The organism is Achromobacter sp. GbtcB20 (genome assembly GCF_019091095.1).
GTDB classification, from domain to species: domain Bacteria; phylum Pseudomonadota; class Gammaproteobacteria; order Burkholderiales; family Burkholderiaceae_B; genus Achromobacter; species Achromobacter mucicolens.
Genome location: NZ_JAGXJZ010000002.1, coordinates 254,981 through 276,802, shown reverse-complemented (window position 1 = coordinate 276,802; position 21,822 = coordinate 254,981). Strand labels below are relative to the sequence as shown.

Sequence of the window (21,822 nt, the reverse complement as noted above, 5' to 3'; positions counted from 1 at the left end):
CCCGATTATATGTCGCTTTCCGCAATGCGCAAAGAAACTTCCTCCCCTGTATCCGCCTCTAAAGCAGCCCCCGTCGTCCGCATGGTCGAAGTGGGCGCCGAGCACGCCGGCCAGCGCCTGGACAACTTCCTCATGCGGCTGTGCAAGGGGGTGCCCAAGACGCATATCTACAAGGCCATCCGGGGCGGCGAAGTGCGCGTCAACAAGGGACGCATCCAGGTCGATTACCGGGTGCAAGAGGGCGATGTGGTCCGCATTCCGCCCTTGCGCCTGCCCGACCCCGGCAAGCCCCGGCCCGTGCCCGCGGCCGAATTCCCCATCGTGTTTGAAGACGATGCGATGCTGGTGGTGGACAAGCCCGCCGGCGTGGCGGTCCACGGGGGCAGCGGCGTGTCGTTCGGCGTGATCGAGCAATTGCGCGCGGCCCGTCCCCAGGCAAAGTTCCTGGAATTGGTGCACCGGCTGGACCGCGAGACCTCCGGGCTGCTGATGGTCGCCAAGAAGCGCAGCGCGCTGTTGGCCCTGCACGCCATGCTGCGCGAGGGCCGGAGCGACAAGCATTACTTCGCGCTGGTCGAGGGCGACTGGGTGAACGATCGCCAGCACATCAAGCTGTCCTTGTCCAAATGGACCACGCAGTCGGGCGAGCGCCGCGTCAAGGTGGACCCGGACGGGCAGGCGGCGCACACCATCGTCACGCTCAAGCAACGTTTTGGCGGTTACAGTCTGGTCGACGCCGAGCTGCGCACCGGGCGCACGCACCAGATCCGCGTGCATCTGGCCGCAAGCGGCTTTCCCATCGTCGGCGACGACAAATACGGCAGTGACGACGTGCGGGCGCAATTTGCGCGCCAAGGCTTCAACCGCATGTTCCTGCACGCCCACAGCCTCACCCTTCCTCACCCCCTGACGGGCGAGGTCATGACACTGACCGCCGAGCTGCCGCCTGCTTGCCGGAACATACTGAAATCACTGGAGTCTGCCTGATATGTCGTATTCGCTGGTCGTTTTTGACTGGGATGGCACCCTGATGGATTCCACGCACAGCATCGTGGCCGCCATCCAGGGCGCGTGCCGCGACCTTGAGCTGGCGGTGCCGTCCGCCTCCGAGGCCAGCTGGGTCATCGGCCTTTCCCTCGAAAGCGCATTGCGACGTGCTGTCCCCGAATTGACGCAGGCCATGTTGCCGCGCTTTCTTGAGCGTTATCGCACCCACTACCTGCTGCGCGATCCCGAATTGCGCCTGTTCGAGGGCATCAACGAGTTGCTGACCGACCTGGCCAACCAGAACGTGCGGCTGGCGGTCGCGACGGGCAAAAGCCGCGTCGGTCTCACGCGCGCGCTGGCCGCCACCGGCCTGGGCCCCCTTTTTGACGCCACCCGCACCGCCGACGAGACCTTCAGCAAGCCGCATCCGGCCATGTTGCACGAATTGATGCAGGAGCTGGACGTGGATCCGTCGGGGGTCATCATGGTTGGCGATACCTCGCACGATTTGCAGATGGCCTGCAATGCCGGCGTGCACGGGCTGGGCGTTACCTATGGCGCGCATACCTTGAAAGAGCTTCAGGGGTGTGCCCCCCAAGCCGTGCTCGACTCGGTTCCGCTGATGCGTGAGTGGCTGATGCCGCGAGTTGTCGCACGCGGCTAGCCGGTTGCAGGCAAGGGGCGGCAGGAACGTCCGCCCGGCAGGCAAGTCTATCTGGAAGGTTCGCCGCGTGCATTGCGTGGGTGTTTCATGTTGCAGGCCGGCGCCGTGGAATAACTTGGTCCCGTCCATCGTCCATGATTGATGCGGGGCGCGCGCAAGGCGCGCTGCCATACCGGAGATTACGATGCTGATACGCAAACCCGACGACGTTCTCCCTTCCGAGATCACCTCCGAGGCGGTGTGGCGATCCCGCCGCGACCTGATGCTGCGGGCCGGCGCCGCCGCGGCGGCTGTAGGGTTATCCGGCTGGGCAACGCGCGCCGCGCGTGCCCAGGAGGCCGGTGCGCTGCCCGGCAAGCCCAGTCCCGCGTTCAGCGTCATGGACAAGCAGACGTCGCTGTCGGATGTCACGTCCTACAACAATTACTACGAGTTCGGCGTAGATAAGGGTGATCCGGCCAAAAATGCCGGCAAGTTGCAGACGCAGCCGTGGACCGTCAGCGTCGAGGGCGAGGTCAGCAAGCCCCGCACCTTCACCATCGAAGATCTGCTCAAGCTCGCGCCAATGGAAGATCGCGTGTATCGCCTGCGCTGCGTCGAAGGCTGGTCGATGGTCATTCCGTGGGTGGGTTATTCCCTGTCCGAAGTGCTCAAGCAGGTGGAGCCGACCGGCAACGCCAAGTATGTCGAGTTCGTCACTGCCGTGCAGCGGGAAAACATGCCCGGCGTGCGTACGGCCATCCTGGACTGGCCCTACGTGGAGGGACTGCGCCTCGATGAGGCCATGCACCCGCTGGCGATGCTGGTCTTCGGGGTCTATGGGCGCGTGCTGCCCAACCAGAATGGTGCGCCGCTGCGGTTGGCCGTGCCCTGGAAATACGGTTTCAAGTCCGGCAAGTCGCTCGTGAAGATCCGGCTGGTGGAAAAGCCGCCGGTGACCTCGTGGGTAAAGTCCGCGCCCCAGGAATACGGCTTCTACGCCAATGTGAACCCCAACGTCGCGCATCCTCGCTGGAGCCAGGCCACCGAGCGGCGCATCGGCGAGGACGGCCTGTTCAGTCCCAAGCGCAAGACCTTGATGTTCAACGGCTATGGCGACCAGGTGGCATCGCTCTATCAGGGCATGGACCTGAAGGCCAATTACTGAGGGCGCCTCCATGTCTGTGACGCCCCGCGCGGCCTCGGCTGCGGCTTACCCGAAGGCGCAGCTATCGGCCCGCACCGTCGGGCGCTTCAAGCCGCTGCTGTTTCTGCTGGGCATCGCGCCCTTCGCGCGCTGGATATGGCTGGGCGTGAACAATGGGCTCACTGCCAATCCCGTGGAATTTCTGACCCGATCCTCGGGGACCTGGGCGCTGGTCTGCCTGCTGGTCACGCTGGCGATCACGCCGCTGCGGCGATTGACGGGCCAGCCCGCGCTGGTGCGCGTGCGGCGCATGTGCGGGCTGTTTGCATTCTTCTACGCCGCGCTCCATTTCATGGCCTGGGTGTGGTGGGATCGTGGTTTCGATCCGGCCGCAATGGTGCGTGACATCGCCGAACGTCCCTTCATCATGGTGGGATTTTCGGCCTTCGTGTTGATGGCGGCCCTGGCTGCAACGTCGACGCAGTGGGCGATGCGCCGGCTGGGAAAACACTGGCAGACGCTGCATCGGGCCATCTACGCGATTGGCCTGCTAGCCATCTTGCACTACTGGTGGCATAAGGCCGGCAAGAATGACCTGACAGAGCCGGCAATCTACGCCGCCGTGTTGGCGGTGCTGCTGGGGTGGCGCCTCGCCACCTGGTGGCGGCGGCGGGCATAGGGCGGCAGCGAGGCTACAGGATGGCCAGCATGATGGCCGCGGTTTCTGCGTCGGGCTGGCCGTCGTGCAGGGCAGGGCGATAGTGCATCTGGAAGGCGGCCAACGTGTTGATCGTTGCGCGGTCCAGCACGCCGTCCTGGGGGCAGGCGTAGCCTAGCCGCTGAAGCTGCTTCTGAAACCACGCGATATCCGGAACGCCTTGAGTCTGCAGGCGCGCCAGGTGCTCGGCCGCGCCGGCCTCGTTGTACCAGCGTCCTATCCCCGCATCCGCCAGCGACTTCCAGGGAAAGAGGGGGCCGGGGTCCACCTTGCGTTGCGGCGCGATGTCGCTGTGGCCCACCACGTTTTCCGGGGCGATGTTGTGCCGTTGGACGATGTCGCGCAACAGGATGGTCAGCGCCCGGACCTGGCGGCTGTCATAGGGATGCCAGACGCGCTCGCCGTTGCTGCCCTCGGTCCAGCCGGGATTGACGATCTCGATGCCAATGGACGTGCTGTTCATCGCGATGTTGCCGTACCAGGAGCTGGCCCCGGCGTGCCACGCGGCGCGGTTTTCGTCGACCAGCCGGTACGCGCGACCGTCCAGGTCGATCAGGTAGTGGGCGCTGACTTTGCCTTTGGATAGCAGGCGCAGCGACTCGGCATCGTCGACCGTGGTGTAGTGCACGACCACGGACCGCACCCGGCTGCTCTGGCTGGCGGCGGTGATGGAAGTGTCCAGATCGAGGCCGGCGGGGCCGCGCGCGGCGCAGCCCGCCAGGAGCGCCGCGGCAAGCAGCGTGCAGGAAAGGCGGATCATGGTCAGCGGGCCAGGTACAGGAACAGCGTGGGCAGCTTGTCCAGCTGGGGCGCGGGCAGCTTTTTCCAGTCGGCCACCGTGTGCGTGACCACCCATTCGTCCGCCGTCGTCATCGAGCGTGCCACGCAGAGCTTGGTGTCGCCCTTCAGGGTGGCGATCAGCGTGGCGAACATCGCGGCATTGCGGTAGGGCGTTTCGATCAGGAGCTGCGTCTGGTTGTGGCGGGCAGAGTGCTGCTCCCAGGCGCGCAATTGCTTGGCGCGTTCGCCGGGGTCCACGGGCGCGTAGCCATGAAAGGCGAAGCGCTGCCCGTCCAGGCCGCTTGCCATGAGGCCCAGCAGGATGGAAGAGGGTCCCACCCAAGGCTTGACGGGGATCCCCAGGCGATGGGCCGCGTCCACGACCTTGGCGCCGGGGTCGGCGACGGCCGGGCAGCCCGCCTCGGAAACCAGCCCGATTTCCGCGCCCCGCCTGGCCGGCTCGAGCCATGCCTTGATCTGCGCGGCATCAGCCATGTCGGTCAGGGTGTGGATGGTGATTTCCTGCAGCGGCCGGGTGGTTCCGACAAGCTTCAGAAAGGCCCGCGCCGTTTTGGCGTTCTCGGCGATATACGTGTCCAGCCGGCCGGCCAGCGCGCGCACGTCGGCGGGCAGCCAGCGCTCGGGCGGGGCTTCGCCCAGGCTGACGGGAATCAGGTGCAGGGCGCCGGTCATGCGGGCGCTCCGGGGGCGTCCAGCGGATCCAGTCCGAAAGTGGCCAGCATGCGCGTCAGTTCGATCAGCGGCAGGCCTATGATGGCGGTGGGATCGTCGCTCTGGATGCTTTCCATCAGGGCAATGCCCAGGCTTTCCGCCTTGGCGCTGCCTGCGGTATCGTAAGGTTCCTCGGCCCGCAGATAGGCGTCGATGGCATGGTCGGACAACTGGCGGAAGCGGCAGCGGGTAATGACGTCGGCCTTTGCCACCCGGTCGCCATCGGTCACGGCAAGCGCACTGTGAAATTCCACCATCCGGCCCGACAGGGCGCGCAACTGCGCCTGTGCCCGCGCGAAGTCGCCCGGTTTGCCGATTGGGGTTCCATCCACGGTCGCCACCTGGTCAGAGCCGATCACGATGCTGCCCGGGTGGCTGGTGGCCACCGCCATTGCCTTGGCAACGGACAGGCGCAGCGCCAGTGCCTCGGGGGTTTCGCCGGATTGTGGCGTTTCGTCTACATCGGGGGAAATCGCGGTGAAGGGCAGGCGCAGGCGCGACAACAGTTCTTTGCGGTATCGCGAGCTGGACGCGAGGATCAGGCTAGGCTTTGAGGGCATGCGGCATTTGACGGTAATACGTAAGTCACAGTATTATCTAACGTTTTGCGGCATTTTTGCAGGAACATCAACATGACACCGAAGGGAAAGCCTGGCGACTTGAGTCGCCGCGCGGACGGATCGGCCGGTGCTCGTGTGAATGCAGCACCGGCGGACAAAGCTCTGGCCGACAAAGCCTTAGCCGACAAAGCACTGGAAGCCGCGCCCGTGGATACCGGTGTAAAGCGCATCGACGCCTTTGCCTTTGCTCGACTGGGCAAGAGCGCGCAGGGCGCCATCGCCTTGGTGCGGCTTGGCCGCGTGGTTGACGGCTTGCCCGAGCAACCGCTGGGCGAAGCCGGGCTTGTGACCTGGTCCGTGCAAGGCGAAGAAGGCAAGACCGGCTTGCTGTTGGGCCAGCCGATTTTGCGCCTGCATGTGCGGGCCAATCCGGTGGTGATGTGCCAGCGGTGCAATGTGCCGTTTGCCTATCCGGTGGACAGCGAAGTCGTGCTGCAACTGGTCAAATCCGAAGACGACCTCGACGACGATCATTCCTTTGCCGATCACGGCGACGATGACGACGACGAGGGCGACGAAGGCGTAGGAAGGGATTCTGTGGCCCACCTGCCTGAAAAGGTGGTGGGTTCGCATCATTTTGATCTGTTGGCCCAGATCGAAGATGAGCTCATTCTGAGCATTCCGTATGTGCCCAAGCATGATGTATGCCCGGGCGCGCAGGCCAAGGCCAGCGAAGCTCCTGAAGAGGAGCCCGCTGTCAAGCGTCCGTCGCCGTTTGCGGTGCTGGAACAACTGAAGCACAAAGATTGAGATCAACATCGGGCCGCATCGCGTACAATGCGCCCCGTTTCTAGGAGTCATCATGGCCGTTCAACAAAACAAGAAGTCCCCCTCCAAGCGCGGTATGCACCGTTCGCACGATTTTCTGGTGGCCCCGTCGACCGCCATCGAACCCAACACCGGTGAAACGCACCTGCGTCACCACATCAGCCCCAACGGCTTCTATCGTGGCCGCAAGGTCCTGAAGACCAAGGCCGACGAATAAGGCCCCCGGGCCGAACTCGTACTCGGACCATTTCGGCTGAGCGCTGATACCTGGCACCCGTGATACGCATCGCCATAGACTGTATGGGCGGAGACTTCGGTCTGCCCGTCACGATTCCGGCTGCGATCGAGTTCGCCCGGCAATTTCCGGACACCCGGCTATTGTTGGTCGGGCTTCCCGACGCCATCGAAGCGGCGCTCGCCGAGCACCGCAACGTGGCGCGCGATCGCATTGAGATCGTGGCGGCTTCCGAAGTCGTCACCATGGACGACCCGGTCGAGGTCGCCCTGCGCCGCAAAAAAGACTCCTCCATGCGCCTCGCTGCCCAGTCCGTCAAGGATGGGCGGGCGGACGCCTGCGTTTCCGCGGGCAACACCGGCGCCTGGATGGCCATTTCCCGTTATGTGCTCAAGACGCTGGACGGCATTGACCGCCCGGCGATCGCCACGTCCATTCCGAACCAGACGGGCCGCGCCACCACGGTGCTGGACCTTGGCGCGAACGTGGACTGCACGGCCGAGCACCTGCTGCAATTCGCCATCATGGGCGCCGCGCTGTCGCAGGCGGTGGACCATCGCGACAACCCCACCGTGGGTTTGCTGAACATTGGCGAAGAAGTCATCAAGGGCAACGAAGTCGTCAAGGAAGCCGCCGAGCTTCTGCGCGGCAGCCCGCTGAACTTCTACGGCAACGTCGAAGGCAATGACATCTTCAAGGGCACGGTCGACGTCGTCGTCTGCGACGGCTTTGTCGGCAACGTCGTGCTCAAGTCCGTCGAAGGACTGGCGAAGATGCTGTCCAGCATCATTCGCGAAGAGTTCAAGCGCAATCTGATCACGCTGATCGCCGGCGCGGTGGCCAAGCCTGTGCTGAACCGCCTGCGCAACCGCGTAGACAACCGCCGCTACAACGGCGCAGCCTTGCTGGGCTTGCGCGGCGTGGTCATCAAGAGCCACGGTTCCGCGGACGTTTACGCCTTCGGTTTTGCCTTGCAACGCGCCCGCGAAGCCGTAGTGAGTAAACTGCTGGAGCGCACCGCGCAGACGGTCGCTCAAATTACCAAGCGCGTTCAATCCGGCGATCGCCCCTCGGCGGCGTCGCCCAACGTGGCTGGGGATACCGCTTGATGGATACCGCAATGAAATACTCCGTGATCGCGGGCACCGGCAGCTTCCTGCCGGAACGCGTGGTTTCGAATGACGAACTGGCTGCGGAACTGGCGACGCGCGACATCGCCACCTCGGACGAATGGATTGTCGAGCGCACGGGCATCCGTCAGCGCCATCTGGCTGAGCGTGGGGTGACCACCAGCCAGCTGGCCACCGAGGCCTCGCGCCGCGCGCTGGCCGATGCGGGCGTCGACGCTTCCGAAATCGACCTCGTCATCGTGGCCACGTCCACCCCCGATTTCGTGTTCCCCAGCACGGCTTGCCTGGTGCAGGCCAACCTCGGCGCCAAGGGCTCGGCCGCGTTCGACGTACAGGCCGTGTGCAGCGGCTTCGTCTACGCGCTCACCACCGCCGACAGCTTCATCCGCGCGGGCCGCGCGCGCTGCGCGCTGGTGATCGGCGCCGAAGTGTTCTCGCGCATCCTCGACTGGAACGACCGCAGCACCTGCGTGCTGTTCGGCGACGGCGCAGGCGCCGTGGTGCTCAAGGCGTCCGACAAGCCCGGCATCATGGCCGCGCAACTGCATGCCGACGGCAGCCAGATGAAGATCCTGAGCGCGGCCGGCAACGTGGCCTATGGCGACGTCACGGGCGATCCTTTCCTGCGCATGGACGGCCAGGCCGTCTTCAAGCAAGCCGTCACCGTCCTGGACCGCTCCGCACGCGACACCTGCGCCGAGGCCGGCGTCACCGTTGCCGACGTCGATTGGCTGATCCCGCATCAGGCCAACGTGCGCATCCTGAATTTCCTTGCCCGCAAGCTGGACGTGCCGGTCGAGAAGGTCGTCATCACCGTCGACAGTCACGCCAACACGTCCGCGGCCAGCGTGCCGCTCGCGCTCGATGCCGCGCGCCGCGACGGCCGCGTCAAGCCGGGCCAGCTCATCCTGATGCAAGGCGTCGGCGGCGGATTCACCTGGGGCTCGGTACTGGCCCGCATGTAAGGGCGTGCCCGGGCTGCGGCGGCACGTGTGCCGCCGGCGGCCTGAGAGCGCGCCTGGCATCCCACTCAGACACTGAATCAATCCACACGCTCAATCATGAAAATCGCTTTTGTCTTTCCTGGCCAGGGTTCGCAAGCTGTCGGCATGCTGGACGCCTGGTCCGGCGTGGCGGCGGTCACCGACACCGTGGCGCGTGCCTCCGAGGCCCTGGGGCAGGACCTGGGCGCGCTGATCGCGCAGGGGCCCGCGGAACAACTGAACCTGACCACCAACACCCAGCCGGCCATGCTGACCGCTGGCGTGGCGTTCTACAACGCATGGGTGGCCGCGGGCGGCCGCAAGCCTGATGTCGTGGCCGGCCACAGCCTGGGCGAATACGCCGCGCTGACTGCCGCGGGCTCGCTGACGCTGGAAGACGCCGTGCGCCTGGTGCGCGTGCGCGCCGATGCCATGCAGGCCGCCGTGCCGGTCGGCACCGGCGCCATGGCCGCCATCCTCGGCCTGGACGACGATGCCGTGCGCGCCGCGTGTGCGCAAGCCGCGCAAGGCGAAGTCGTCGAAGCCGTCAACTTCAATGCGCCGGCGCAAGTCGTGATCGCCGGCCACAAGGCCGCCGTCGAACGCGCCTGCGAACTGGCCAAGGCCGCCGGCGCCAAGCGCGCCTTGCTGCTGCCCGTTTCCGCGCCGTTCCATTCCAGCCTGCTCAAGCCGGCCGCCGACGTGCTGGCTGGCGCGCTTGCCAGCGCCGCCGTGTCCGCGCCGCAGGTGCAGGTCATCAACAACGTCGATGTGGCCTCGCCCACGGAACCCGGGGCAATCCGCGATGCGCTGGTGCGCCAGGCGTGGCATCCTGTGCGCTGGGTCGAAACCCTGCGCGCCATGAAGGCGCAAGGCGTCACGCACGTCATCGAGTGTGGTCCCGGCAAGGTGCTCGCCGGCCTGACCAAACGCATCGACCCCGAACTCACCGGCCTGGCCATCACCGATCCCGCTTCGCTGGAAGCGGCTTTGGCTGCCGTCAACGGAAACTGATCAATGGACAACACCTCGACCGAACTGCAGGGCAAGATCGCGCTCGTCACGGGCGCCACGCGCGGCATTGGCCGGGCGATCGCCCTGGAACTGGCCGCACGCGGCGCAACCGTCGTCGGCACTGCCACGTCCGAATCGGGCGCGGCGGGCATCACCGAAGCGCTGGCGCCGTTTGGCGGCCGCGGCGTGGTGCTCGACGTGACCGACGCTGCCGCTTGCGACGCGTTGATCGACGCGTTGGGTAAGGAAGGCGGCGGTCCGCACATCCTCGTCAATAACGCCGGCATCACCCGTGATACGCTGGCGATGCGCATGAAGGACGACGACTGGTCGGCGGTCATCGACACCAACCTCGCGTCGGTCTTCCGCCTGTCGCGCGCCGTGCTGCGCAGCATGATGAAGGCTCGTTGGGGACGCATCATCAATGTGACTTCCGTGGTGGGTTCCAGCGGCAACGCGGGCCAAGCCAACTACGCCGCCGCGAAGGCCGGCGTGGCAGGCATGTCCCGTGCGCTGGCGCGTGAACTGGGCAGCCGCAACATCACCGTGAACTGCGTGGCCCCTGGCTTCATCGATACCGACATGACGCGTGCGCTGGGCGAAAACCAGACCGCGGCGCTGCTGCAGCAGATTCCGCTGGGCCGTCTGGGCTCTCCGACTGACATTGCGCATGCCGTGGCCTTTTTGTCCGGGCCTCAGGCGGGTTACATTACCGGCACCACCCTGCACGTCAACGGCGGGATGTACATGCAATAAATCACGAATCGCGCGTCGCCGCCGGGCAACCGGCAAGGCGGGGCGCGATTCTCCGGAAACGCCGCACATGGTCTTCCCGCGCCGCTCTCGGCGACAGAACAAATGCGCGGTGTTATTTTTGTCACGGTCAGGCGTTGCATCACTCCGCGCTTGGCTATAATTCGCGGGATTTTTCCCAATTGGAGATCTGCATGGAAAGCATCGAACAGCGCGTCAAGAAGATCGTCGCTGAACAACTTGGCGTCAACGAAGCCGAGATCAAGAACGAGTCCTCCTTCCTTGACGACCTCGGTGCCGATTCGCTCGACATGGTCGAACTGGTCATGGCCCTCGAAGACGAATTCGAGACCGAGATCCCCGACGAAGAGGCCGAAAAGATCACGACCGTGCAACAAGCGATTGACTACATCAATTCGCACGGTAAGCAGTAAGCTCAGCCTATATCGTCCTGGTTGCCCGATATCGTCGGCCAACCTGGAATCAGGGCGGTTTCAGGAGTGCCGTGTGGTCCACCGGCAGGCAAGGCGTTATAACGCCTCGCCTGCCTTCATGTGGTCCACACGCGCAGCGCATCCCGAAAACCGCCTTTCTTTTGTCTGTTTGAGGAGTCATCCGTGAAGCGACGTGTCGTCATCACCGGCCTGGGTATCGTTTCCCCCGTAGGAAATGATCTGACCACCGCTTGGGACAATATCGTCAACGGACGTTCTGGCATCAGCCGCATCACCCGTTTCGATCCCTCGGCCATCACCACCCACATTGCTGGCGAAGTCAAAAACTTCGACATCAGTACCTATATTTCGGCCAAGGAAGCCCGCCAGATGGATACGTTCATCCATTACGGCCTGGCTGCCGGAATGCAGGCCTGGCGCGATTGCGGCCTGGAAGTCACCGAAGAAAACGCCGAGCGTATCGGCGTGATCGTGGGGTCCGGCATCGGCGGTCTGCCGCGCATCGAAGAAACCCAGGTCGAGTACCTTGCCAAGGGCCCGCGGCGCATTTCGCCGTTCTTCGTGCCGGGTTCGCTGATCAACCTGATTTCCGGGCATCTGTCGATCGCCTATGGCATGAAGGGCCCCAGCTACGCCGTGGTGTCGGCCTGCACGACCGGCCTGCACTGCATCGGCGATGCTGCCCGCCTGATCGAATACGGCGATGCCGACGTCATGGTGGCCGGCGGCGCCGAGTCGACCGTGTCGCCGCTGGGCATCGGCGGCTTTGCCGCCATGCGCGCGCTGTCGACCCGCAACGATGACCCTCAGACCGCTTCGCGTCCCTGGGACCGCGATCGCGACGGCTTTGTGCTGGGCGAGGGCGCAGGCGTCCTGGTTCTGGAAGAGTACGAGCACGCCAAGAAGCGCGGCGCGCGCATCTACGGTGAACTGGCTGGCTACGGCATGAGCTCCGACGCTCACCACATCACCGCGCCGGACAAGGACGGCCCGCGCCGCGGCGTGATCAACGCGCTGCGCAACGGCGGCCTGAATCCCGAAGACGTCCAGTACGTCAACGCGCACGGCACGTCCACGCCGCTGGGCGACAAGAACGAAACCGATGCGCTGAAGCTGGCGTTCGGCGATCACGCCAAGAAGCTGGTGGTCAACTCGACCAAGTCCATGACGGGCCACCTGCTGGGCGCGGCCGGCGGCATCGAAGCCGTGTTCACGACCTTGGCCGTCTACAACCAGGTCTCGCCTCCGACGATCAACATCTTCAATCAGGATCCGGAATGCGATCTGGATTACTGCGCCAACGAGGCGCGGCCGATGAAGATCGACGTGGGCCTGTCCAATTCGTTCGGCTTTGGCGGCACCAACGGCTCGATGGCCGTTCGCCGGGTCTGATTTGGAAGGCTCGGTCGGGGGGCGCTGGTCATTCCGCGTGCCAGTCTCGCCGCCCAGGAGCGCCGTCGCGCTCTTCGGGCTGGCCCTGGCCGCGGCCGTGGCCTGCGTGTTGACGGCGGCGTCCTGGCACGGTCATGCCTGGATGGCCGCCGCGTTGCTCGCGTTTCTGTTTCTGTTGGCCGGGCTGTTACACTCGGCACGGAGCACCCCGTCCCCGGTAACGGCGCTACGCACCGCGACCGGGGCTGACCATTGGCAGCTACGCTGGCCGCAAGGCTGGCAGGATGCGCTGCTGCTGGATCAGCAAAGGGGGCCAGCGTGGCTGACGCTTGTCTTGCAGCCCTTGCCCACCGGGAGTACGGCCTTTACCACCAGCAAAATCACCCTCACCGTCTGGAAGCACACGTTGCGACCCGAATCCTGGCGCCGTCTGCGCCTCGTCGCGGGCACGGCGCGGCAGGCACAACCTGCGCGTCGTTTGCGGGAGGCCTCATGAGCGAACGCGAAGTCGACGCAGAGCTCGTAGCGCGCGTGCAGCGGGGCGACAAGAAGGCCTTCGATCTCCTGGTGCTGAAATACCAGCGCAAGATCCTCCGCCTGCTCGCCCGCATGATCCGCGATCCGGCCGAAATCGAGGATGTGGCGCAGGAAGCCTTCATCAAGGCCTACCGCGCCTTGCCCCAATTCCGTGGCGAAAGCGCCTTCTACACCTGGCTTTACCGCATCGCCATCAACACCGCGCGCAACTGGCTTGCCTCGCAGGGACGCCGCCCCAGCGCACCCAATGCGATTGAAACGGAAGACGGTGAAACTTTTAACGAAACCGACAACCTAACGGATATAAGCACGCCGGAATCCATGGTTGCCAGCCGCGAAATCGCCGAGACGGTGAACGCGGCCATTGAGGAATTGCCTGAAGAATTGCGCACCGCAATTGTCCTGCGTGAAATCGAAGGTATGAGTTACGAAGACATCGCCCAGAGCATGGACTGCCCGATCGGTACGGTGCGCTCCCGCATTTTTCGTGCGCGTGAAGCCATTGCCACCAAGTTGCGTCCACTGCTCGACACCGATGTCGAGCGTCGCTGGTAAGGAGTGGCAGTCATGCAAATAGCAGCCAAATCCGTTGAAATCACCGAGTCTTCCTGGGAAGAATCGGTTTCCGCCTGGATGGACGGAGAGGATTCCGACGATATTCTTCCCAGTCTGTTGTCCAAAGAGGGACGTCAGACTTGGGACACCTATCATCTGATTGGTGATTCCCTGCGCAACGCCGATCTGGCGCTGACGCCCAGCGCGGCCTTTTCGGCCCGGCTGGCGCGCGCGTTGGATGCGGAATTGCCCATCGTAGCGGCGCCTCGGCGCCGCTCTCCTTTGCGCATGGGCCTGTCGGGCCTGGCCGTCGCCGCCGCCGTGGCCACGGTCGCATGGGTGGCGCAGCCGTACGTCACCGGCTCGCCTTCGACGGACGTCCGCGTGCTGGCCGACGCCAGTTCGTCGGGTTCGGCCTCGGCGTCCGACGACTCGGGCCTGCGTGATTACCTGGAGGCCCATCGCCAGATGGCCGGCCCCAGCGCGGTCCGCCAGGTGTCGTTCGATGGCGGAGCGGGACGCTGATGGCGCTTGTGCTTGCATCACGCTGGCCCGTATTGGGACGCGCTGCCTCGTGGCACGCTCACCGCGCCGGCTGGTTCGCCGCCACGCTCCTGACTGCTTTCCTTGCCGCGCACGGTCCCGCGGCCGCCGCCGGCGCCACGCCGGCCGGCCAGACCGAGGACGTGGTGCAACTGCTCACGCGCATCCAGCAGGCGGCCCGCAAGCAGGATTACGCCGGCGTCTTCATGTATCAGCAGGGCGATGTGATCCAGTCCTCGCGCCTGGTGCATGTCCTTGACGGCACTGGTGAGCGCGAACGCCTCGAGATTCTTGACGGCCAGCCGCGCGAATACCTGCGTCACAACGACGATGTGCAGTGCCTGATCCCCGAGCGCAAGACGGTGCTGATCGAGCGTCGCCGCGGTGATCGCTTTCCCGGCCTGCTGCTGGGCGACGCCGCCAATCTGTCCGAACACTACAAGATCCGCACCGAACCCACGCCGCATCGCGTCGCGGGCCGCGAATGCCGGCTCATCACGATCGAACCCCTGGACAAGCTGCGCTATGGCTATCGCCTGTGCGCGGACGTCGAAACCAATCTGCTGCTGAAGGCCCAGACGCTGAACGCCGCGCGCGGCGTGGTCGAGCAGGTGTCGTTCACTTCGCTGCGATTGGGTTCCGAAGTGGATCCGCAGTCGCTGTCCTCGCGCTGGAACACGCGTGACTGGAAGGTGCTCGAGGCCAACATGAAGCCCGTGGACCTTGCGGCCCAGGGGTGGCGCATTCCGGCGCCCGATGGCTTCAAGACGATCATGCAGGTGTCGCGCGCCATGAAGCGCGGATCGCCCGTCAGCCAGATGGTACTGTCCGACGGCCTGGCGGCGATTTCGGTCTTCATCGAGCCCTACGACAGCCAGCGCAATCACCAGCCGTTGCATGGCGCGTCGCAGCGCGGCGCGATCAACGTCTATGGCGCGCGCATCGCGGACTTCTGGTTGACGGCGGTTGGCGAAGTGCCCGCCGCCACGCTGGAACAACTTGCGCAAGCCACTGAGTACGTGCCGCCCGCACCCGCGGCAGCCGCACCCGCGGAGGGCGGGGCCAAATGATTCCCGCCGTTCCGCAAGCAGCAATTTCGGAGTGACATATGAAAGCAATGACGGTCTCGAACGCTTTTTTCCGGCGCTTTCTGGCGGCTGTCGCGGCGGGGACGTTGCTGTCCACCGCCTATGTGCCCGTGACGGTGGCGCAGACGACGGCGCCCGCCGCGGTCGGTTTGCCCGATTTCACGGCTATCGTTGAAAAGGCCGATCCGGCCGTCGTCAACATCCGCACCACGGCCACCGTGCCCGTGCGCGGGGGCAATGGTCCCGGCGGCAGCGATCCCTACGAACTGTTCCGCTGGTTCTTCGGCCCCGAATTCCAGCCGCCCGGCCAATCGCCCAATCCGCGCCAGCGTCCGCAGCCGACGCCGCCTGAAGAGCGCACCGTGCCGCGCGGCGTGGGGTCGGGCTTCTTCATCTCAGCCGACGGCTATATCCTGACCAACAACCACGTCGTGGTCGACGCGACGGACATCTATGTCACGCTGACCGACGGACGCGAGTTCAAGGCCAAGGTCATCGGTACGGACGAGCGCACGGACGTGGCGCTCATCAAGATCGAAGCCAAGGACATGACGCCGCTGGTCATCGGCAACCCGAAGACGCTGAAGAAGGGTCAGTGGGTGCTGGCCATCGGCTCGCCGTTCGGCCTGGACTCCACCGTGACCTCCGGCATCGTCAGCGCCATCGGCCGCGATACCGGCGAATACCTGCCGTTCATCCAGACCGACGTTGCGGTCAATCCCGGCAATTCGGGCGGGCCGCTCATCAACCTGGACGGCGAGGTCGTGGGCATCAACTCCCAGATCATCTCGCGCAGCGGCGGCTTCATGGGCATTTCGCTGGCCATTCCGATCGACGAAGCCATGCGCGTCGTGGAGCAACTTCGCACGACGGGCAAGGTCACGCGCGGCCGCGTTGGCGTGCAGATCGGCGAAGTCGGCAAGGATGTGGCCGAGGCCATCGGCCTGCCCAAGGCGGAAGGCGCGCTGGTCAGCAGCGTCGAAGCCGAGGGTCCTGCCGAACAGGCGGGCGTGCAGCCGGGCGACGTGATCCTGAAGTTCAACAAGGAACCCATCAAGCGTTGGTCCGATCTGCCGCGCATCGTCGGTGAGACCAAGCCGGGCACGCGCGCCGACATGGAAATCTGGCGCAAGGGCAAGAGCATGACGCTGTCGGTCAAGGTCGGTGAGATCCCGGCCGAGAAGGCGGCAGGCGCCGGCAAGAAGCCCGCGCCCGAGCCCGAAGTGACGAACGCGCTGGGCCTTAGCGTCATCGACGTGCCGGCCGATGTCCAGAAGAAGCTGCGCATCAAGGGCGGCGTCCAGGTGAAGGTTGCCGATGGCGCGGCCGGGAAGGCGGGCCTGCAGGAAGGCGACATCGTGTTGGCCCTGAACGACACCGACGTGACCGGCGCCAAGCAGTTCGGCGAGCTGGTCGCCAAGCTGGACAAGAGCCGCGCGACGGGTCTGCTGGTGCGCCGCGGCGACCAGACGCAGTGGGTGGCGGTACCTGCTGGCAAGTGATGTGACGGCCCTGCCGGCCGGTGCCCTCGGGCGCCAGGTCCGGCCGGCGGCTCGGCCGGACACCGGCGGGCGCTGGCATCTCAGGGCGCTTTTTGTCCCGGGGCGCAGCCGTGACAAATAAAATGGCTCAAGACCGGCTAAAATGGCTGGTTGCCGCAAGAGGGGGCGCCAGGCGCCCCCTCAGTTTTGTCCGGGCCCAGCCCGTCAGCGCCTCACACCTCGGCCGTGCACACTCCGGCGGCGGTGTCTCCCGGCAATATGCCGTCTGTTCCGTCCCTTATAAATTCAAGCATGCAGCATATCCGCAACTTTTCCATCATTGCCCACATCGATCATGGCAAGTCGACCCTGGCTGATCGCCTGATCCAGCGCTGCGGCGGACTGGCGGATCGCGAGATGTCGGCGCAGGTTCTCGATTCCATGGAAATCGAGCGCGAGCGCGGCATCACCATCAAGGCCCAGACGGCTGCCCTGCATTACAAGGCGCAGGACGGCAAGATCTACAACCTGAACCTGATCGACACCCCGGGGCACGTGGACTTCTCGTACGAAGTCAGCCGTTCCCTGTCCGCCTGCGAAGGCGCGCTGCTGGTGGTGGACGCGTCGCAGGGCGTGGAAGCGCAGACCGTGGCCAACTGCTACACCGCGATCGAGTTGGGCGTGGAAGTCGTGCCGGTTCTGAACAAGATGGACCTGCCGCAGGCCGATCCCGAAGGCGCGCGCCAGGAAGTCGAGGACGTGATCGGCATTGACGCCTCGGACGCGGTGCTGGCCAGCGCCAAGACCGGCATGGGCATCGACGAGATCCTGGAAACCATCGTTGCCCGCGTTCCCGCGCCCAAAGGCGATCCCGACGCGCCGCTGCAGGCGCTGATCATCGATTCGTGGTTCGACAACTACGTCGGCGTGGTCATGCTGGTGCGCATCATCAACGGCGTGCTCAAGCCCAAGGACAAGATCCTGCTGATGGCGTCCGGCGCCACCCACCTGTGCGAGCAGACGGGCGTGTTCACGCCCAAGTCGCAGCAGCGTCCGCATCTGTCGGCGGGCGAGGTGGGCTTCATCATCGCCGGCATCAAGCAACTGGAAGACGCCAAGGTCGGCGATACGGTGACGCTGGCCAACAAGCCGGCCGCCAACCCGCTGCCGGGCTTCAAGGAAGTCAAGCCGCAGGTGTTCGCCGGCCTGTATCCGGTGGAGAGCTCCGAATACGACCAGCTGCGCGATTCGCTCGAAAAGCTCAAGCTCAACGACGCCGCGCTGATGTTCGAGCCCGAGGTGTCGCAAGCGCTGGGCTTCGGGTTCCGCTGCGGCTTCCTGGGCCTCTTGCACATGGAAATCGTGCAGGAGCGCCTGGAGCGCGAATTCGACATGGACATCATCACCACCGCGCCGTCGGTGGTGTACGAGGTCGAGCAGCGCGACGGGTCCGTGATCACCGTGGAAAGCCCCTCGCGCATGCCCGAGATCGGCAAGATCCAGGACATTCGCGAACCCATCGTGAAGGTCACGCTGTTCATGCCGCAGGACTATGTGGGCCCCGTCATGACGCTGTGCAACAACAAGCGCGGCGTGCAGGTCAACATGAGCTACCACGGCCGCCAGGTCCATCTGGTCTATGAGATCCCGCTGGCCGAAATCGTGCTCGACTTCTTCGACAAGCTGAAGTCGGTGTCGCGCGGTTATGCGTCGATGGACTACGAATTCCTGGAGTACCGCTCCGCGGACGTGGTGCGTGTCGACCTGCTGATCAACAACGACCGCGTCGATGCGCTGGCCGTCATCGTCCACCGCAGCAATGCGCGCCACCGCGCGCGCGATGTGGTGACGCGCATGCGCGGCCTGATCCCGCGCCAGATGTTCGACGTGGTCATCCAGGCGGCCATCGGCGCGGAAATCATTGCGCGCGAGAACGTGAAGGCGCTGCGCAAGAATGTGCTGGCCAAGTGCTACGGCGGCGATATCTCGCGCAAGAAGAAGCTGCTTGAAAAGCAGAAGGCGGGCAAGAAGCGCATGAAGCAGGTGGGCAGCGTGGAAATTCCGCAGGAGGCGTTCCTTGCCATCCTGCAAGTGGAAGACAAATAGAACCCCAGAAGGCGATTAGCTGATGAGTTGGAACTTTGCCCTGATCCTTTTTATTCTGCTGGTGGTTACCGGCGTCATCTGGGCGCTCGATCTGGCCGTGCTGCGCAAGGGGCGAGAGCGCCGGGCGCAGGCCGCGATGGCGCAGTACGACACGGCGTTGGTGGGCGACGCGCAAGAGGCCGAGCGTCTGCGGCGCGAAGCTGGCGACGCTGCCCGGCGCGTGCCCTGGTGGGTCGAGTACGCGGTCAGCTTTTTCCCCGTCATTCTGTTCGTGTTCATGCTGCGCTCGTTTGTCGTCGAGCCGTTTCGCATTCCGTCCGGATCGATGCTGCCCACGCTGCAATCGGGCGATCTGATTCTGGTGAACAAATTCAGCTATGGCCTTCGCCTGCCGGTGATCGACAAGAAGGTCATCCCCATCGGCTCGCCGCAGCGCGGCGACGTGTTCGTGTTCCGGTATCCGGTGGATCCGGACGTCGATTACATCAAGCGCGTGGTGGGCTTGCCGGGCGACGAGGTCGCATACATCGACAAGAAGCTGTATGTCAATGGCGAACTGGTGCCGCATGTGCGCGATGGCGACTATTTCGAGCCGGATCGTGTGTCTTATATCGCGCAATATAAAGAGAAGTTGGGCGACGTTGAGCACAAGATTCTGCTAGATGAGAACGTTCCGCAGCGCTATACCCCGCAGGAGTGGCGTTTTCCCTACCGCGAAAACTGCCAATACAGCCACAATGGGGTACGCTGCAAAGTACCCGAAGGGAATTATTTCGCCATGGGCGATAATCGGGACAACAGCGCGGACAGCCGGTATTGGGGGTTTGTCCCGGAAGCCAACATCGTCGGCCGCGCTTTCTTCATCTGGATGAACTTCAGCGATCTGAGCCGCATCGGCCGATTCAACTGATTATGTCGCTAGCCACGCTAGAAAACCGCCTGGATCACCACTTCGGTGATCCAGCCTTGCTTGAACAGGCGCTGACGCACCGCAGCCACGGGGCGCGCCATAACGAGCGATTGGAATTCCTTGGGGATTCCGTGCTGAACTTCGTCGTGGCGGCGATGCTGTTCGAACGCTACTCGAAGATCGACGAGGGCGATCTGTCGCGCCTGCGCGCCAACCTGGTCAAACAGGCATCGCTGGCCGACATCGCCCAGCGGCTGGAGCTGTCCCAGTACCTGCGCCTGGGCGAGGGCGAGCTCAAGAGCGGCGGATTCCGCCGGCCTTCCATCCTGGCCGACACGGTCGAGGCCATCTTCGGCGCCGTCTTCCTGGACGCGGGCTTTGACGCGGCGCGACGCGTGATCGTGCGCCAATACCAGCCGGTGCTGGCGTCGGTGGACCCCAAGACGCTTGGCAAGGATGCCAAGACCTTGCTCCAGGAATTTCTGCAGGGCCGCAAGATGGCCCTGCCGCTGTATACGGTGGTGGCCACGCACGGCGCGGCCCACAGCCAGCAGTTCGAAGTCGAATGCGCCATTCCGGCGCTCGATATCAAGGTGATGGCGCCTGGCGCCAGCCGTCGCGCCGCCGAGCAATCCGCGGCCAAGCTGGCGCTCGAGGCCGCGCTGGCCGTCAGCCCGGCCGCCAAGGCTGCCCGCAAATCGGGCAAGGCGCGCAAAACCGCGCAATTGTCGCTGCCCGTGGCAGTGGCTCAAGAGACTAAATGAGCGATACCCCTTTTCGTACTGGCTTCGTTGCCATCGTTGGCCGCCCCAATGTGGGCAAATCCACGCTGACGAACGCCCTGATCGGTTCCAAGATCTCCATCGTCTCGCGCAAGGCGCAGACCACCCGCCACCGCATCCACGGTGTGCTCACGCGCGAGCACGAACAGTTCGTGTTCGTCGATACCCCGGGTTTCCAGACGCGCCACGGCGGGGCCATGAACCGCATGATGAACCGCGTCGTGACGCAGGCGCTGGCCGACGTCGACGTGGTGGTGCATGTGGTGGAAGCCGGCAAGTGGTCGGAGGGCGACGCCAAGCTGCTGCCGCTCCTGCCCAATCCCGAGCGCACGATTCTCGTGGTGTCCAAGATCGACGCCCTGAAGAACCGCGACGACCTGTTCGCGTTCGTCTCCAAGATCATGGCGCAGCATCCGTTCGGCGCGGTGGTGCCTGTCAGCGCCACCAAGAACCAGCAACTGGATCAACTGCTCGACGAAATCGCGTCGCGCCTGCCGGAAGGCGAGCCGATGTTCGAGGAAGATACGCTCACCGATCGTCCCATGCGCTTCATCGCGGCCGAACTCGTGCGCGAGAAGATCTTCCGCCTGGTGGGCGACGAACTGCCGTATGGCTGCACGGTCGTCATCGAGCAATGGGAAGAGACCGCCAAGGGCGCCACCATCAATGCCTGTGTCGTCGTTGAACGCGACAGCCACAAGCCGATCCTGCTGGGCACCGGCGGCATGCACATGAAGCGGATCGCCACGGAGGCGCGGCAGGACATCGCCAAGCTGCTGGACAAGCCCGTGCATCTGGAGGTCTACATCAAGGTGCGCAAGGGCTGGTCTGACCGCGAGGGTGCGCTGCGCGATCTGGGTTATGAGTAGACGGGCGCCACGCGTCCAGGATCGCCCGGGGTTCATGCTCCACGCCACGGCGTGGCGCGAAACCTCTCTGATTGTTCAGACCTTCTCTCGCGATCACGGCTGCGTGGCCATGGTCGCGAAGGGCGCCAAGCGCCCTTATTCCGTTTTGCGCCCCGTCCTGTCAGCCTTTCAGCCGCTGCTGCTGTCATGGACCGGCAACGGCGAGGTCAAGACGCTGACCCGCGCCGAGATCGCCGGCATCCGGCCGCTGGCCGGCGCCGCGCTGATGTCGGCGTGGTACATGAACGAACTGCTGCTGCGCCTTCTGCCCCGCGAGGACGCCCACCCGCTGCTGTTCGATGCGTATGACATGGCGCTGCAGCAATTGTCCGCTGGCACCCGCGCGGCCGGTGCGCTGCGCCGCTTTGAGTGGACCCTGCTGCGCGAGACGGGCTACGGCGTGGACGAAGCGCCGCCCGATTTCGATGATCCGGTGATCGAGCCCGCGCTGCGCAGCGATCTGCGCGCGCGCCTGGCCGAAATTCTGGCGGGCCGTCCGCTTTCCACGCGGCGCGTGCTGCTGGACCTGCAGCGCATCTGATTGCGGCCCGGCCT

24 protein-coding genes are annotated in these 21,822 nt (G+C 64.8%); 21 read left to right on the top strand and 3 right to left on the bottom strand.

Going from position 1 to position 21,822, the window contains the following annotated elements; translation table 11 throughout:
- Positions 1-24 precede the first annotated feature (24 nt).
- From KVT32_RS04070 to msrQ, 4 genes are all read left to right on the top strand, one after another.
- Positions 25-987 carry an RluA family pseudouridine synthase gene (locus KVT32_RS04070; RefSeq protein ID WP_371825564.1) on the top strand — a complete coding sequence of 321 codons (963 nt, stop codon included), beginning with the start codon at positions 25-27 and terminating at the stop codon, positions 985-987.
- 1 nt (position 988) lies between these two features.
- Positions 989-1,651: an HAD family hydrolase gene (locus KVT32_RS04065; RefSeq protein ID WP_142050309.1), complete on the top strand. Its 663-nt coding sequence runs from the start codon at positions 989-991 to the stop codon at positions 1,649-1,651.
- Between the two features lie 184 nt (positions 1,652-1,835).
- Positions 1,836-2,798, top strand: coding sequence for a protein-methionine-sulfoxide reductase catalytic subunit MsrP (gene msrP, locus KVT32_RS04060; RefSeq protein WP_217617730.1), 963 nt, complete (start codon positions 1,836-1,838; stop codon positions 2,796-2,798).
- Between the two features lie 10 nt (positions 2,799-2,808).
- A complete protein-coding gene (gene msrQ / locus KVT32_RS04055) occupies positions 2,809-3,456 on the top strand; it encodes a protein-methionine-sulfoxide reductase heme-binding subunit MsrQ (protein WP_217617729.1) in 648 nt (215 codons plus the stop codon).
- A 13-nt stretch (positions 3,457-3,469) separates the two neighbouring features.
- Here msrQ and KVT32_RS04050 read toward each other — a convergent pair whose 3' ends face one another.
- From KVT32_RS04050 to KVT32_RS04040, 3 genes are read right to left on the bottom strand one after another with little or no spacing between them, the layout of a single operon-like run.
- The gene (locus tag KVT32_RS04050; protein WP_152383696.1) at positions 3,470-4,255 is read right to left on the bottom strand and encodes an N-acetylmuramoyl-L-alanine amidase; all 786 of its coding nucleotides are present in this window, start codon (positions 4,253-4,255) and stop codon (positions 3,470-3,472) included.
- 2 nt (positions 4,256-4,257) lie between these two features.
- A complete protein-coding gene (locus KVT32_RS04045) occupies positions 4,258-4,968 on the bottom strand; it encodes an SAM-dependent methyltransferase (RefSeq protein ID WP_152383697.1) in 711 nt (236 codons plus the stop codon).
- The gene (locus KVT32_RS04040) at positions 4,965-5,567 is read right to left on the bottom strand and encodes a Maf-like protein (RefSeq protein WP_152383698.1); all 603 of its coding nucleotides are present in this window, start codon (positions 5,565-5,567) and stop codon (positions 4,965-4,967) included. The genes KVT32_RS04045 and KVT32_RS04040 overlap by 4 nt, the downstream gene beginning before the upstream one ends.
- Positions 5,568-5,639: 72 nt before the next feature.
- On the opposite strand from KVT32_RS04040, the gene KVT32_RS04035 reads away from it, so the two are divergent.
- From KVT32_RS04035 to recO, 17 genes are all read left to right on the top strand, one after another.
- Positions 5,640-6,377 carry a DUF177 domain-containing protein gene (locus tag KVT32_RS04035; RefSeq protein WP_217617728.1) on the top strand — a complete coding sequence of 246 codons (738 nt, stop codon included), beginning with the start codon at positions 5,640-5,642 and terminating at the stop codon, positions 6,375-6,377.
- Positions 6,378-6,429: 52 nt separating this feature from the next.
- Positions 6,430-6,612 carry a 50S ribosomal protein L32 gene (gene rpmF, locus KVT32_RS04030; RefSeq protein WP_006218037.1) on the top strand — a complete coding sequence of 61 codons (183 nt, stop codon included), beginning with the start codon at positions 6,430-6,432 and terminating at the stop codon, positions 6,610-6,612.
- A gap of 59 nt (positions 6,613-6,671) precedes the next feature.
- The gene (plsX, locus tag KVT32_RS04025) at positions 6,672-7,739 is read left to right on the top strand and encodes a phosphate acyltransferase PlsX (protein ID WP_056321895.1); all 1,068 of its coding nucleotides are present in this window, start codon (positions 6,672-6,674) and stop codon (positions 7,737-7,739) included.
- Complete coding sequence (locus KVT32_RS04020) at positions 7,739-8,725, top strand: beta-ketoacyl-ACP synthase III (RefSeq protein WP_056321898.1); 987 nt, start codon at positions 7,739-7,741, stop codon at positions 8,723-8,725. Before plsX ends, KVT32_RS04020 begins: the two co-directional genes overlap by 1 nt.
- A gap of 96 nt (positions 8,726-8,821) precedes the next feature.
- Positions 8,822-9,757: an ACP S-malonyltransferase gene (gene fabD, locus KVT32_RS04015; RefSeq protein ID WP_056321901.1), complete on the top strand. Its 936-nt coding sequence runs from the start codon at positions 8,822-8,824 to the stop codon at positions 9,755-9,757.
- A gap of 3 nt (positions 9,758-9,760) precedes the next feature.
- Positions 9,761-10,513, top strand: coding sequence for a 3-oxoacyl-ACP reductase FabG (fabG, locus tag KVT32_RS04010; protein WP_056321905.1), 753 nt, complete (start codon positions 9,761-9,763; stop codon positions 10,511-10,513).
- 191 nt (positions 10,514-10,704) lie between these two features.
- Positions 10,705-10,944: an acyl carrier protein gene (acpP, locus tag KVT32_RS04005; protein ID WP_003813816.1), complete on the top strand. Its 240-nt coding sequence runs from the start codon at positions 10,705-10,707 to the stop codon at positions 10,942-10,944.
- A 183-nt stretch (positions 10,945-11,127) separates the two neighbouring features.
- Positions 11,128-12,357, top strand: coding sequence for a beta-ketoacyl-ACP synthase II (gene fabF / locus KVT32_RS04000; protein ID WP_217617727.1), 1,230 nt, complete (start codon positions 11,128-11,130; stop codon positions 12,355-12,357).
- 492 nt (positions 12,358-12,849) lie between these two features.
- On the top strand, positions 12,850-13,449 hold the full coding sequence (gene rpoE, locus KVT32_RS03995; RefSeq protein WP_008161984.1) for an RNA polymerase sigma factor RpoE: 600 nt from the start codon (positions 12,850-12,852) through the stop codon (positions 13,447-13,449).
- Positions 13,450-13,461: 12 nt separating this feature from the next.
- Positions 13,462-13,974: a sigma-E factor negative regulatory protein gene (locus KVT32_RS03990; RefSeq protein ID WP_056321916.1), complete on the top strand. Its 513-nt coding sequence runs from the start codon at positions 13,462-13,464 to the stop codon at positions 13,972-13,974.
- Positions 13,974-15,062 carry a MucB/RseB C-terminal domain-containing protein gene (locus KVT32_RS03985; RefSeq protein ID WP_056321918.1) on the top strand — a complete coding sequence of 363 codons (1,089 nt, stop codon included), beginning with the start codon at positions 13,974-13,976 and terminating at the stop codon, positions 15,060-15,062. The genes KVT32_RS03990 and KVT32_RS03985 overlap by 1 nt, the downstream gene beginning before the upstream one ends.
- Before the next feature lie 38 nt (positions 15,063-15,100).
- Positions 15,101-16,582 carry a DegQ family serine endoprotease gene (locus tag KVT32_RS03980; RefSeq protein WP_175156285.1) on the top strand — a complete coding sequence of 494 codons (1,482 nt, stop codon included), beginning with the start codon at positions 15,101-15,103 and terminating at the stop codon, positions 16,580-16,582.
- Positions 16,583-16,873: 291 nt separating this feature from the next.
- Positions 16,874-18,667 carry a translation elongation factor 4 gene (gene lepA, locus KVT32_RS03975; RefSeq protein WP_062840561.1) on the top strand — a complete coding sequence of 598 codons (1,794 nt, stop codon included), beginning with the start codon at positions 16,874-16,876 and terminating at the stop codon, positions 18,665-18,667.
- 22 nt (positions 18,668-18,689) lie between these two features.
- Complete coding sequence (lepB, locus tag KVT32_RS03970) at positions 18,690-19,577, top strand: signal peptidase I (RefSeq protein ID WP_056321926.1); 888 nt, start codon at positions 18,690-18,692, stop codon at positions 19,575-19,577.
- Between the two features lie 2 nt (positions 19,578-19,579).
- Positions 19,580-20,341, top strand: coding sequence for a ribonuclease III (gene rnc, locus KVT32_RS03965; RefSeq protein ID WP_056321930.1), 762 nt, complete (start codon positions 19,580-19,582; stop codon positions 20,339-20,341).
- Positions 20,338-21,228: a GTPase Era gene (gene era, locus KVT32_RS03960; RefSeq protein WP_056321933.1), complete on the top strand. Its 891-nt coding sequence runs from the start codon at positions 20,338-20,340 to the stop codon at positions 21,226-21,228. The genes rnc and era overlap by 4 nt, the downstream gene beginning before the upstream one ends.
- Complete coding sequence (recO, locus tag KVT32_RS03955; RefSeq protein ID WP_056321935.1) at positions 21,221-21,808, top strand: DNA repair protein RecO; 588 nt, start codon at positions 21,221-21,223, stop codon at positions 21,806-21,808. The genes era and recO overlap by 8 nt, the downstream gene beginning before the upstream one ends.
- Positions 21,809-21,822: the final 14 nt, after the last annotated feature.